This is a genomic window from Pseudomonas sp. HB05 (genome assembly GCF_016756915.1).
Classification (GTDB): Bacteria; Pseudomonadota; Gammaproteobacteria; order Pseudomonadales; family Pseudomonadaceae; genus Aquipseudomonas; species Aquipseudomonas alvandae.
In genome coordinates, this window is record NZ_JAESPG010000024.1 from 20432 (window position 1) to 32537 (window position 12106).

12 protein-coding genes are annotated in these 12106 nt (G+C 62.0%); 5 read left to right on the top strand and 7 right to left on the bottom strand.

Features of this window, described 5'->3' with window-relative positions:
* Positions 1-22: 22 nt before the first annotated feature.
* The 5 genes from JMN22_RS20350 to JMN22_RS20370 all read right to left on the bottom strand — a co-directional run bounded on the left by JMN22_RS20350 (position 23) and on the right by JMN22_RS20370 (position 6319).
* Positions 23-244 (bottom strand): formate dehydrogenase subunit delta, encoded by a 222-nt coding sequence (locus JMN22_RS20350; RefSeq protein ID WP_030138765.1) that lies wholly within the window; start codon positions 242-244, stop codon positions 23-25.
* On the bottom strand, positions 241-3117 hold the full coding sequence (fdhF, locus tag JMN22_RS20355; protein ID WP_198797338.1) for a formate dehydrogenase subunit alpha: 2877 nt from the start codon (positions 3115-3117) through the stop codon (positions 241-243). The genes JMN22_RS20350 and fdhF overlap by 4 nt, the downstream gene beginning before the upstream one ends.
* Positions 3114-4673: a formate dehydrogenase beta subunit gene (locus JMN22_RS20360; RefSeq protein ID WP_198797337.1), complete on the bottom strand. Its 1560-nt coding sequence runs from the start codon at positions 4671-4673 to the stop codon at positions 3114-3116. The genes fdhF and JMN22_RS20360 overlap by 4 nt, the downstream gene beginning before the upstream one ends.
* The gene (locus JMN22_RS20365) at positions 4667-5149 is read right to left on the bottom strand and encodes a formate dehydrogenase subunit gamma (RefSeq protein WP_030138762.1); all 483 of its coding nucleotides are present in this window, start codon (positions 5147-5149) and stop codon (positions 4667-4669) included. The genes JMN22_RS20360 and JMN22_RS20365 overlap by 7 nt, the downstream gene beginning before the upstream one ends.
* A 240-nt stretch (positions 5150-5389) precedes the next feature.
* Complete coding sequence (locus JMN22_RS20370) at positions 5390-6319, bottom strand: LysR family transcriptional regulator (RefSeq protein ID WP_198797336.1); 930 nt, start codon at positions 6317-6319, stop codon at positions 5390-5392.
* A 127-nt stretch (positions 6320-6446) separates the two neighbouring features.
* Between JMN22_RS20370 and JMN22_RS20375 the strand changes: the two genes are divergently transcribed.
* The 4 genes from JMN22_RS20375 (at position 6447) to JMN22_RS20390 (ending at position 9249) form a co-directional block, all read left to right on the top strand.
* On the top strand, positions 6447-6893 hold the full coding sequence (locus JMN22_RS20375) for a cyclophilin-like fold protein (RefSeq protein WP_198797335.1): 447 nt from the start codon (positions 6447-6449) through the stop codon (positions 6891-6893).
* A 25-nt stretch (positions 6894-6918) separates the two neighbouring features.
* Positions 6919-7947 carry an alpha/beta hydrolase gene (locus JMN22_RS20380; protein WP_198797334.1) on the top strand — a complete coding sequence of 343 codons (1029 nt, stop codon included), beginning with the start codon at positions 6919-6921 and terminating at the stop codon, positions 7945-7947.
* Between the two features lie 30 nt (positions 7948-7977).
* Positions 7978-8271, top strand: coding sequence for a hypothetical protein (locus tag JMN22_RS20385; RefSeq protein ID WP_030138758.1), 294 nt, complete (start codon positions 7978-7980; stop codon positions 8269-8271).
* A gap of 84 nt (positions 8272-8355) precedes the next feature.
* Positions 8356-9249, top strand: coding sequence for a LysR family transcriptional regulator (locus tag JMN22_RS20390; RefSeq protein WP_198797333.1), 894 nt, complete (start codon positions 8356-8358; stop codon positions 9247-9249).
* On the opposite strand, the gene JMN22_RS20395 is transcribed toward JMN22_RS20390, so the two are convergent.
* Positions 9237-10400, bottom strand: coding sequence for a (R)-mandelonitrile lyase (locus JMN22_RS20395; RefSeq protein ID WP_198797332.1), 1164 nt, complete (start codon positions 10398-10400; stop codon positions 9237-9239). The two genes, JMN22_RS20390 and JMN22_RS20395, sit on opposite strands and share 13 nt — an antisense overlap.
* 250 nt (positions 10401-10650) lie before the next feature.
* Between JMN22_RS20395 and JMN22_RS20400 the strand changes: the two genes are divergently transcribed.
* Positions 10651-11520, top strand: coding sequence for a GyrI-like domain-containing protein (locus JMN22_RS20400; RefSeq protein WP_198797331.1), 870 nt, complete (start codon positions 10651-10653; stop codon positions 11518-11520).
* An 18-nt stretch (positions 11521-11538) separates the two neighbouring features.
* Here JMN22_RS20400 and JMN22_RS20405 read toward each other — a convergent pair whose 3' ends face one another.
* A complete protein-coding gene (locus JMN22_RS20405) occupies positions 11539-12054 on the bottom strand; it encodes a hypothetical protein (RefSeq protein WP_198797330.1) in 516 nt (171 codons plus the stop codon).
* Positions 12055-12106 lie beyond the last annotated feature (52 nt).

Sequence of the window (12106 nt, forward strand, 5' to 3'; positions counted from 1 at the left end):
ACAGGGGCACAGATAGTTTTGCTTAAGTGGCTCCCTCCGGCTCTTTCAACGCCGCCAACACCAACGGATGCAGCACTGCATCCGGATGTTTTTCCTGCCACGCCCCCAGGTCCCGGCGCATGCCCGGCGTCCAGAAGTTCTTGATGTGCTGGCGGATGCCATTCACCGCCAGCGCCTGGTCAGGCTCGGTGGCGAAGTACCGGGCGATTTCGTTGGCCATCTTGATCAGGTTCTGCGAGCTCATCGGCGCACCTCGGCTTTTTCGGCATGGCGACGTTCCCTCAGCAGACGGCTTTGTTCATCGCTGAAGGCCTGATAACGCTTCTGCCATTCCGAAGGCTGGCTGACCCGCACGATTTCCACCGCCGTCACCTTGTATTCCGGGCAGTTGGTGGCCCAGTCGGAGTTGTCGGTGGTGATCACGTTGGCCCCCGATTCGGGGAAGTGGAACGTGGTGTAGACCACGCCCGGCGCCACCCGCTCGGTCACCTTGGCCCGCAGCACGGTCTGCCCGGCGCGGCTGCCGATGCCGACCCAGTCTTCGTCGACAATCCCGCGGTTCTCGGCGTCGGTCGGATGGATTTCCAGGCGATCTTCCTCATGCCAGGCGACGTTGTCGGTGCGCCGGGTCTGGGCGCCGACGTTGTACTGGCTGAGGATGCGCCCGGTGGTCAGCAACAGCGGATAACGGCTGTTGACCTTCTCTTCGGTGGGCACGTAGCCGGTGAGCATGAAGCGCCCTTTGCCGCGCACGAACTCCTCCATGTGCATGGTCGGCGTGCCGTCCGGCGCGGCGTCGTTGCATGGCCATTGCAGGCTGCCGTGGCGCTCCAGTTCGGCGTAACTGACACGGCTGAAGGTCGGCGTCAAACGGGCGATTTCATCCATGATTTCCGAAGGATGGTTGTAATTCATCTTGTAGCCCAAGGCATCGGCCAGGGCGATGGTCGCTTCCCAGTCGGCCTTGCCGGCCAACGGGTCCATCACCTTGCGCACGCGGGAGATGCGGCGTTCGGCGTTGGTGAAGGTGCCGTCCTTTTCCAGGAACGAGCTGCCCGGCAGGAACACGTGGGCGAACTTGGCCGTTTCGTTGAGGAAGATGTCCTGGACAATCACGCATTCCAACGCGGACAGCGCGGCGGTCACGTGTTGGGTGTTCGGGTCACTCTGGGCGATGTCCTCGCCCTGGCAGTAAAGCGCCTTGAAGGTGCCGTCCAGCGCAGCCTCGAACATGTTCGGGATGCGCAGACCCGGGTCGGGTTGCAGGGTCACGTTCCAGGCCTGCTCGAACTGGGCACGGACCGCTTCGTTGGAGATGTGCCGGTAGCCGGGCAGTTCGTGGGGGAACGAGCCCATGTCGCAGGAGCCCTGGACGTTGTTCTGCCCCCGCAGCGGGTTCACGCCGACGCCTTCGCGACCGATGTTACCGGTGGCCATGGCGAGGTTGGCGATGCCCATCACCGAGGTGCTGCCCTGGCTGTGTTCGGTGACGCCGAGACCGTAGTAGATGGCCGCGTTGCCGCCCGTGGCGTAGACCCGCGCGGCGGCACGGATCTGTTCGGCAGGCACGCCGCAGATCGGGCCGAGTTCCTCGGGCGAGTTTTCCGGCAGGCTGACAAAATCGCGCCAGCGGGCAAAGTCCGTCGCCTCGCAACGTGCCTTGACGAAAGGCTCGTCAACAAGGCCTTCGGTGACGATCACATGGGCCAACGCGTTGAGCATCGCCACGTTGGTGCCCGGACGCAGTTGCAAGTGCAGCTCGGCACGGGCGTGGGGCGAATCCACCAGGTCGATGCGCCGCGGGTCGATGACGATCAACCGCGCGCCCTGGCGCAGGCGGCGCTTGAGTTGCGAACCGAACACCGGGTGCGCGTCGGTGGGGTTGGCGCCCATCACCAGGATGACGTCGGCTTTCATCACCGAATCGAAATTCTGGGTACCGGCGGACTCACCCAAGGTTTGCTTGAGGCCATAGCCGGTCGGCGAATGGCAGACCCGGGCGCAGGTGTCGACGTTGTTGTTGCCGAACGCCGTGCGCACCAGTTTCTGCACCAGATAGGTTTCTTCGTTGGTGCAGCGGCTGGAGGTGATGCCGCCAATGGAGTCGCGCCCGTACTTGAGCTGGATGCGCCGCAGTTCACTGGCGGCGTAGGTGACCGCCTCGTCCCAGCTGACTTCCTGCCACGGGTCGTTGATGTGCTTGCGGATCATCGGCTTGGTGATGCGATCCGGGTGCGTCGCGTAGCCCCAGGCGAAGCGGCCCTTGACGCAGGAGTGGCCGTGGTTGGCCTGGCCATTCTTGTCCGGGACCATGCGCACCAGTTGTTCGCCTTTCATCTCGGCGCGGAACGAGCAACCCACGCCGCAATAGGCGCAAGTGGTGATGACGCTGCGCTCAGGCTGGCCGATTTCCACCACGCTCTTGTCGATCAGCGTGGCCGTCGGGCAGGCCTGTACGCAGGCGCCACAGGACACGCATTCGGAATCGAGGAAGTTCTCACCGCCGGCCGCTTCCACCCGGGAATCGAAGCCGCGCCCGCTGATGGTCAGGGCAAAGGTGCCCTGGATTTCCTCGCAGGCGCGTACGCAGCGACTGCAGACGATGCACTTGCTCGGGTCGTAATCGAAATACGGGTTGGACACGTCCTTGGCTTCGGCGAGGTGATTGGCGCCTTCGTAACCGTAGCGCACCTCGCGCAAGCCCACCTGCCCCGCCACGGTCTGCAATTCGCAGTTGCCGTTGGCCGGGCACGTCAGGCAGTCCAGCGGGTGGTCGGAAATGTACAGCTCCATCACGTTGCGCCGCAGGGTGGCGAGCTTGGACGTTTGCGTGCGCACCACCATGCCCGCGGTCACCGGCGTCGTGCATGAGGCTGGATAGCCGCGCATGCCGTCGATCTCCACTAGGCACATGCGGCAGGAGCCGAAGGCTTCCATGCTGTCGGTGGCGCACAGTTTGGGAATGGTCGTGCCGAGCAAGGCCGCCGCGCGCATCACCGAGGTGCCGGAGGGGACGCTGATTTCCCGTCCGTCGATGGTCAGGCTGACCTGCACGTCGCTTTCGCGGGCCGGGGTGCCCAGGTCGATGTCGCTGGCTGGATCGAAGATAGTGATCATTGGTCGGCCTCCGAGGTCGCCAGACCGAAGTCGGCGGGGAAATGCTTGAGGGCGCTGGCGACGGGGTAGGACGTCATCCCACCGAGGGCACAGAGCGAGCCGTATTGCAGCGTGTCGCAAAGGTCATGCAGCAACAACGCCTGTTCCTGGCGGGCATTGGCATCGGTGCTGGCGAGCAGGCGATCCACCACCTCGACGCCACGGGTCGAACCGATGCGGCACGGCGTGCATTTGCCGCAGGATTCCTCGGCACAGAACTGCAAGGCAAACCGGGCCATCTTGGCCATGTCCAGGCTGTCATCGGCGACCACCACGCCACCGTGGCCGAGCATCGCGCCCATCGCCGCGAACGCTTCGTAGTCCAGCGGCGTATCGAACTGAGCAGGTGGCACCCAGGCGCCCAACGGCCCGCCGACTTGCGCGGCCTTCAGCGGACGACCGCTGGCGGTGCCGCCGCCGTACTCTTCCACCAATTCGCGCAAGCTCAGGCCGAACGCCCGCTCCACCAGGCCGCCGCGACGCACGTTGCCGGCCAATTGGAACGGCATGGTGCCCAGGGAACGGCCCATGCCAAAGTCACGATAGAACTGCGCGCCTTTCTCCAGGATCACCGGCACCGAGGCCAGCGTCACCACGTTATGCACCAGCGTCGGCAAACCAAATAGCCCTTGCAACGCCGGCAGCGGCGGCTTGGCGCGCACCGTGCCGCGCTTGCCTTCGAGGGATTCGAGCAGCGCGGTTTCCTCGCCACAGATGTAGGCGCCGGCGCCGACCCGGACTTCAAGTTCGAAGGCGCGGCCACTGCCACCCACATCCACGCCCAGGTAACCGGCCTCGCGGGCAATGCGCAGTGCTTGGTTCAGGGTGCTGACGGCGTCCGGGTATTCCGAACGCACGTAGATGTAGCCCATCGTCGCGCCCACCGCGATACCGGCGATGATCATGCCTTCGATCAGCAGGAACGGGTCGCCTTCCATCAGCATGCGGTCGGCAAAGGTGCCGGAGTCGCCTTCGTCGGCATTGCAGACCACGTATTTCTGCGGTCCCGGGGCGTCGCGCACGGTGCGCCACTTGATGCCCGCCGGGAACGCCGCCCCGCCCCGGCCACGCAGGCCGGAATCCAGCACTTGGGCAACCACCTCGGCGCCCTCTGTCTGGATCGCCCGGGCCAGGCCGAGGAAGCCGCCTTGGGCGCGGTAGTCATCGAGGGACAACGGCTGGGTGATGCCGGCACGGGCAAACAACAGGCGTTGTTGGCTCTTGAGGTAAGGAATGTGCTCAACCAATCCCAATGCCGATGGATGGCTGCCAGGATCACCCGCCAGCGCGTCGAGCAGGCCCGGTACGTCCTGGGCCGTGACCGGGCCAAAACCCAAGCGTCCTTCAGGCGTGTCCAGTTCCACCAACGGTTCCAGCCAATAAAGCCCACGGGAACTGGTGCGCAACACCTCCAGCGGCAACTGACGCCGCTCGGCCTCGCGAACCAGCGCATCGGCCACCTTGTCCGCACCAACGGCACGGGCCACTGAATCACGGGGAATGCAGAGGGTCAGCATGGACCGTCCTCCAGGCAACCATTCACCAACTGGCGCAGGCGTTCCGGGGTCAATCGCGCGTGCAGTTCCCCATCCAGTTCCAGGGCCGGCGAGCAGACACACGCGCCGAGGCAATAGACCGGTCGCAGACTGATGGCCCCGTCGGCGCTGGTGCCGTGATCGTCCAGCGAAAGCTGTTCGCGCAACTGCGCCGCCAGGCCCTCGGCCCCCATGCTCTGGCACGACTCGGCCCGGCACAGGCGCAGGGTGTGGCGCGCCGGTGGCGTGGTGCGAAAGTCGTGGTAGAAGCTGATCACACCGCGCACTTCAGCCTGGCTGAGGTTGAGGGCATGGGCGATTTCAGGGACGGCGGCGTCGGGAACGTACCCGCAACCTTCCTGGATGGCGTGGAGGATCGGCAACAAGGCACCGGGGGTGTCCTTCTCGCGCGCCAGCACGCTGTGGATCAGAGGCAGGTGAAGCGTCTCATCAGGCATAAACGTACCTCGGCATCTCGAACGACAACGCCGCGTGGCGCTGGTCGTTCGGAGTCTTGGCGGCGGCGTCCGGCCCACGTCACGGTAGCGTGGCATTCCGATCGCCATTCTCGCTCTCCGGCCAGGTGTCTTTAGCGCACTTGGTCCGGGGCATCTTCACAGCTTGCCACTCCCGGGGACTGGCGATTGCATATGGACGACTAAACGTATCCTGAAAACGACGACTGGTGCTTTTTAGCCTTATGGGCCAGCAGGCAGCGGTTTCGAGGCATCCCCCTGGATGTCCTTGCGCAACGCATTGGCAACCAGTGTAAACGCAGGTGACGGTTGGCGCCGGCTCGGATAGTACAAATAGTAGCCTGAGAATGGCGGGCACCACGCTTCCAAGATGCGCACCAATCGGCCGTCCTGAAGGTACGGTTCAAATTCTTCTTCCGGCAGGTAGGCAATGCCCAGCCCGGCCACTGCCGCCTGCACGATGTGCGTCGACGTGTTGAAGATGAGCTGGCCGTCCACGCGCACGTTCACTTGCTTGCCTCGCTGCTCGAAATCCCAGACATAAAGCCCGCCGGAGGTCGGCATGCGCTGGTTGATACAGCGATGGTTCATCAGGTCGCGAGGATGCCCGGGGATGGCGCGGCTGGCGAAATACGCTGGCGAAGCCACGGCGGCCATCCGCAAGGGTGGGCCGATCGGCACCGCCACCATGTCCTTGTCGATGGTGTCGCCCAGGCGCACGCCCGCGTCGAAACGGTCCGCGACGATGTCGCGAAAGCCGTAGCTGACATCAAACTCGACGTTGATGTCCGGGTATTCGTGCAGCAGCCCGGTCAGTTTCGGCAGCAAGGTCGTGCGCAGGACATGATCCCCGCAGGTAATGCGCACGGTGCCGGCGGGCTTGTCGCGCAGCTCCGTGAGCCTGTCCAGCTCCGTCTCTATCTCGTCGAAGCGATTGCCGATGGCCTGAAGCAAGCGTTCGCCGGCGAGAGTTGGCGAAACGCTGCGGGTGGTCCGCGTCAGCAGCCTGATTTGCAAGCGCGATTCCAGGCCATTGATGGCCTGGCTCAGGGCCGATTGCGTGACGCCCAGTGCGTTGGCGGCGCGGGTGAAACTGCCTTCGCGCGCCACCGTCACGAAAGACAGCAGATCGTTGAGATTTCTTCTGACCATGGCGAAACGCTTCAAAGGTTATTGATTAGCTGTGCTTATAGCCTCTTTAAGCATTCATTAGCTAGTCGCGCAAGTGCCCGCGCGTCACCATTGTTCCCATGAACAGAAACGAATTCGGGGCATCGCGATGAGACCGGTCTGGCTGGGTTTGCTGGCGTCAGCGTTGATGCTTGGCAGCTACGGGACAATTTCCGGTGCCGCCTCGGCACCTTCGATAACGGAGCAACCTGAGATGTGGATGACCGTGGGCGAACAACGCTTTGCCTTTACCTTGGCTGACAACGCGGCCACCCGTGCATTTGTCACGTTATTACCGCTGACGTTGGAGATGAGTGATCTCAACCGCAACGAGAAATACGCCTCCCTTCCGCAGAAGCTCCCCGCCCAAGCGAGCAAGCCGGGAACGATCCACAACGGCGACCTGATGCTGTACGGCACCGACACCCTAGTCATTTTCTACACGACCTTCGACTCAACCTACGCCTACACCCGGCTGGGGCATATAGGCGATGCCGCAAGACTGGCGCAAGCGTTGGGCCGGCGAGACGTGCAGGTGACGTTTTCCCAGAACTGATTACTTCGCACCGACAGGATTCCCCATGAAAAAGATCATCGTTTTATTAACCCTTCTGTTCAGTTCTCTTTCAGCAATAGGAGCCGATATGTCCAACGGCGCAGACAACTTCTACACCAGCGACGAAGTCACCGTGCAAAAGGTCAACTTCAAGAACCAGTATCAAATGAACGTCGCGGGAAACCTGTTCATTCCGAAGAACCTCAATGGCAAGAAAAGCAATCCGGCGATTGTCGTGGGCCATCCAATGGGCGCTGTGAAGGAACAGAGCGCGAATCTATATGCGACGAAGATGGCGGAAAAAGGCTTCGTGACCCTCTCCCTGGATCTTTCATTCTGGGGCGAAAGCGCGGGCCAGCCGCGCAATGCGGTCTCGCCGGATATCTACGCCGAGGACTTCAGCGCCGCCGTGGATTTTCTCAGCGCCCAGCCCTTCGTCGACAAGGAGCGCATTGGTGCCATCGGTATTTGTGGCAGCGGCAGCTTCGTCATCAGCGCCGCCAAGATCGACCCGCGCATGAAAGCCATTGCGACTGTGAGCATGTATGACATGGGCGGCGTCAATCGCAACGGGTTGAAGCATTCCCAGACGCTCGATCAGCGCCGGGCCGTCATCGCTCAGGCGACACAGCAGCGTAATGTGGAGTTCGTCGGCGGCGAAACGCTGTACACCAGCGGTACGGTGCATCAGTTGGATGAAAATACCCACCCGATCCAACGGGAGTTCTACGACTTCTACCGCACCCCGCGCGGCGAGTTCACGCCGGCCAGCTCGTCGAAAGACCTGACCACGCACCCGACGCTGACCAGCAACATCAAGTTCATGAACTTCTATCCACTCAATGACATCGAGACCATTTCGCCTCACCCCATGCTGTTCATTGCCGGCGCCGATGCGCATTCCAGGGAGTTCAGCGAAGAGGCTTACAACCTCGCCGGCCAGCCCAAGGAACTGGTGATCATTCCTGGGGCCGGGCATGTTGATCTTTATGATCGGGTCGATCTGATTCCGTTTGACAAGTTGACGAGTTTCTTCCAGAACAACCTGAAATGAATTCGAGCATCAACCAGGATCGGAAAAACCATGGATGAACGTGTAGCCTTCATCAAGCATCGGATCCGCGCCGTTGTGATCGCAGGCGACTGCGACCAAATCACCTATCAATCCGAATGGCTCGGCTACATGCCCTTCCCGGTCGATCACTGGGTTGAACATCAAGGCAAGACGTTCTCCGGCGACTTTCCTTTTGACTGGACGCTCAAGGACTTGGCCGTTCTTGAGCGCACGGGTTTTCTGGAAAAGTTGGAAGCTTACGAAAACCCGGAAGACCGGTTTGACCGGTGTATCCGGTATCGCGTGCATATTGGATGTGCGTAACCCTGAGTTTTCGATGATTCGGGGCTGGGTCATTCCAGTCGTTCCTGTTCATAATCCCTGCCTGCTCATACCCGAGGCGGATCAATGACCACAGAACGCTACGACCAACTCGCCATCTTCTCCGTCGTCGCCCAGGAGCGCAGCTTCACCCGCGCCGCCGCCAAGCTCGGCATGTCGCAACCAGCGCTGAGCCGGGCGATGCGTCAGTTGGAGGAGCGCCTGGGGGTCCGGTTGTTGTCGCGGACCACGCGCAGTGTCGCGCCCACCGAAGCGGGCGAACGACTATTGCAGGTGGTCGCGCCGAGGCTTGAGGAGATCGACCAGGAAATGGCGATGCTCAGTGAGTTTCGCGACAAGCCGGCCGGCAAGTTGCGCATCACCACGGGCGAGCACTCGGCAATCACTGTTTTGCAGCCCGTTCTCGCCAAGCTGTTACCCGACAATCCCGACCTTAATATCGAAATCATCGTTGACTACGGCTTTACGGATATCGTCGCAGAGGGTTTCGACGCCGGGGTGCGGCTGGGTCCCCAGGTCGCCAAGGACATGATCGCCCTGCGCATCGGCCCGGACATGCGCATGGCAGTCGTGGGCTCCCCTGCGTATTTCGCCCGGCACGCCGTGCCTCGGACTCCCAATGACCTTACGGCCCACAATTGCATCAACCTGCGCATGCCGACTCATGGCGGCCTCTACGTCTGGGAATTCGAGAAAAACGCTCAGGAAGTGCAAGTGCGGGTGGAGGGCCAACTGGTATTCAACACGATTGCCATGCGCCTGGAGGCCGCGATCCAGGGATTGGGCCTGGCGTTCATGCCTGAGGATCTGGTAGAGGACGCCGTGGCGCAAGGCCGGTTGATCCGCGTGCTGGAGGATTGGTGCGAGCCGTTTTCCGGCTATCACCTCTATTACCCCAGCCGCCGCCAGAATTCGCCGGCCTTCACGCTGTTGCGCGACGCCTTGCGCTACGAGGACTGACTGGCGTCCAACGCTTGAGCAGCACGCTTGGCCGCAGCGGCGTCGCCCTGCTCTTCCAATAACTGGATCACTTGCCGCAATTGCGCCGCGCTCAGGCCGACTCGCAGGCTGGCGGCCATGTGCGAGCGCAGTTGTGAATCCACGCCTGGGGTAACCGCCAGCGCGGCGACCGTCGCCAGCTCACGGCTTTGCCAATCCAGATTGTCGCGTTCGAAAATATCGCCAAACAAATGCGTCTGCAGGTATTGGTTGATGACCGGAACGAAGTCGAACAACGGCCCCTGGACGGGGGCGCCGGCAATGCGCGTCTGATTGGCCTTGCCTACCGCCAGCAATGCGTCGCCGGTGGGAATCGGGCCAGCGGGTTCACGCCCCGGCTCGTCCTGCACGCCACGTTGCTTGCGCGCCTCCACGACTTTCATCAGTTCACCCAGCGCGTTGAGACTGCGGGGAAAACCACTGTAGGCGTAGAGCTGCACCAGGATTTCCTTGGCCTCGCTGACGGTCAGGCCCGCATCCAGCCCTTGATTCAATGCGGTATTGAGCGCCGGCATGTTGCTCGTCGCCATGGCGGCGGCAATCACCGGGATGGCTTGCTGCTTGGCCGACAGGGTTTGTGAAACCGTCACGTTATCCGGCGCGGTCGGCGGCGTCGGTGTTGCGCCGGTTTCGTATTGCTCTTCGCTGACTTTTTCCATCCATTGCACATTCTTGCCGTCCACCGTGCCGGTCACGGCCAGGTGGGTCATGGCGCTGTCTGGCGCAGCGCCGTGCCAATGCTTGACGCCCGGCGGACAGACAATCACGTCTCCCGGGCGAATCTGCTGCACCGGCTTGCCCCACTCCTGCGTCAGGCCAATGCCGGATACCACCACCAATCGCTGGCCGGCGGGATGTGTATGCCAGGCCGAGCGCGCGCCAGGTTCAAAGCTGACGTAGGCCGCGGAGGCATTGATTTCGCCTGTGGCAGGAAACAACGGATCAACCCGCACGCGACCGGTGAAATAATCCTCAGGCCCTGCGGCCGAGGCCTGGCTGCCCGCTCGGCTGATCTGCTGTGACGTGCGCGACCCGCCGGCGCCTTCCTGGCCGGCGGCGTCGGCAAAAGGCGCCGCCGCGCATAACGCGAAATACAAGGTGCTTGCCTTCATTGGGTTGCCTCTCGATGGATATCGTCGAGAACAAACTACCCACGCAGCATTGATCGATAAACCGTGCCAATGGCATAGGACTCATATCAAAACTACATAAATTCGTATAACCGCTGATCGTCATTGACGCTCGTTGGCGAACGCCCCCAATCTCGACGGCCGAGCTACGCTCTTTTGAGCAAACGCGGCTAGGCAGGCCCATGGCCAATCGAAGACTCTACGCCGACCGCACCTCCAAGAGCCTTTACCCGTGCCTGAACAACCGAGCGATTTCGCTTACACAAAACGCTTCGCCGCCGTCCTGGCCTACATCGATACCCATCTCGAAGGGGATCTGTCGGTAAAGGCGCTGAGTGATGTGGCGAACTTCTCGGTGTTTCACTTCCATCGGCAGTTTACGGCGTTCACGGGCGTACCCGTTTCACGTTATGTGCAACTGATGCGGCTGCGACGCGCGGCACATCGCCTGATTGCAAACGCAGATTGCTCGGTATTGGACGCGACACTGGATGCAGGCTTTCAAAGTCCCGAAGCCTTTAGCCGGGCGTTCGGACGAGCGTTCGGCATGGCGCCGAGTGTGTTCAGGAAGAACCCGAACTGGCAGGTCTGGAGTACGGTGTTTGCCATCCCCCATTTCTCAAGGAATATCCTCATGCACGTTCGAATCGTTGAATGCCCTGAAATCAAGGTAGCGACGCTTGAGCACCGCGGACCTCCGGGGCTCGTCAATGAAAGCGTGCGCCAGTTCATCGAGTGGCGCATGCGCAGCGGACAATCGCCGGTGGCGACAAGCCGCACGTTCGGCATCCCTTACGGCAATCCCGATACGACACCGCCACAGGCCTTCCGCTTCGCGATCTGTGGTGAGATTGACGAGGAAGTGGCGCCGAACGAGTTCGGCGTCCAGCCGCTCGTCATACCTGGCGGCCGCTATGTCGTGGTTCGCCACGCGGGGTCACCGGATCACATCGGCGAAACGATCTACCCGATCTACCGCGACTGGCTTCCCGCCAGCGGCGAAGAGCTTCGGGACCAGCCGCTGTTCTTCCACTACCTGAGCGTCTACCCAGAGACGCCACAGGATCAATGGCAAACCGATGTGTATGTTCCGCTGCAATAGAGGCATCACGACATCGCCTTATTTGATCTCCATCAACCGCAGGGAGGGTGAGCCATCCAGGGAAAGGTGGATGACCGCCGCCCTGCTGGGGAAATTCGGCGCATCGTCGTCGGTATTTTCCATCACGGGGATGTCGATCAAGGTCTGCTCACCCGCCGGGTCGCTGACCAGCTTGGCGTCCAGCTTATCGATCGCCCGCCAGCTGTCACCGCCGATGCGCATCACGTCCAACAGACTGTAATGCGGCACGCCTTCTTCGTTCTCCTCGGGATTGAAGACCGCCAGGTACTGGCTGTAGTTGTTACCCATCCCGAAACCCTCGAGGGTAAAGACCGCGAGCGTGACCTGGCTGTCCTCACCGGTGTCCAGGGTCTGCACCAGCGTCGCTTCGGGGTAGCCGGTGGCATAGCTGTCCTTGAGCAGCGCCACCAAGTGCCCGACCTGCTGTTCCAGGGCTTTGGGGATTTTCGGCTCGGCGGCGTGGGCCAGGGTGCAGGCGAAAAACAAGGCAGCTGTGAGCAGGCGCAATTTCATCGAGTGGGGTCCGCGGTGTTGGGAGGTCAGCGCGGATGTTAGCGTCCAAACC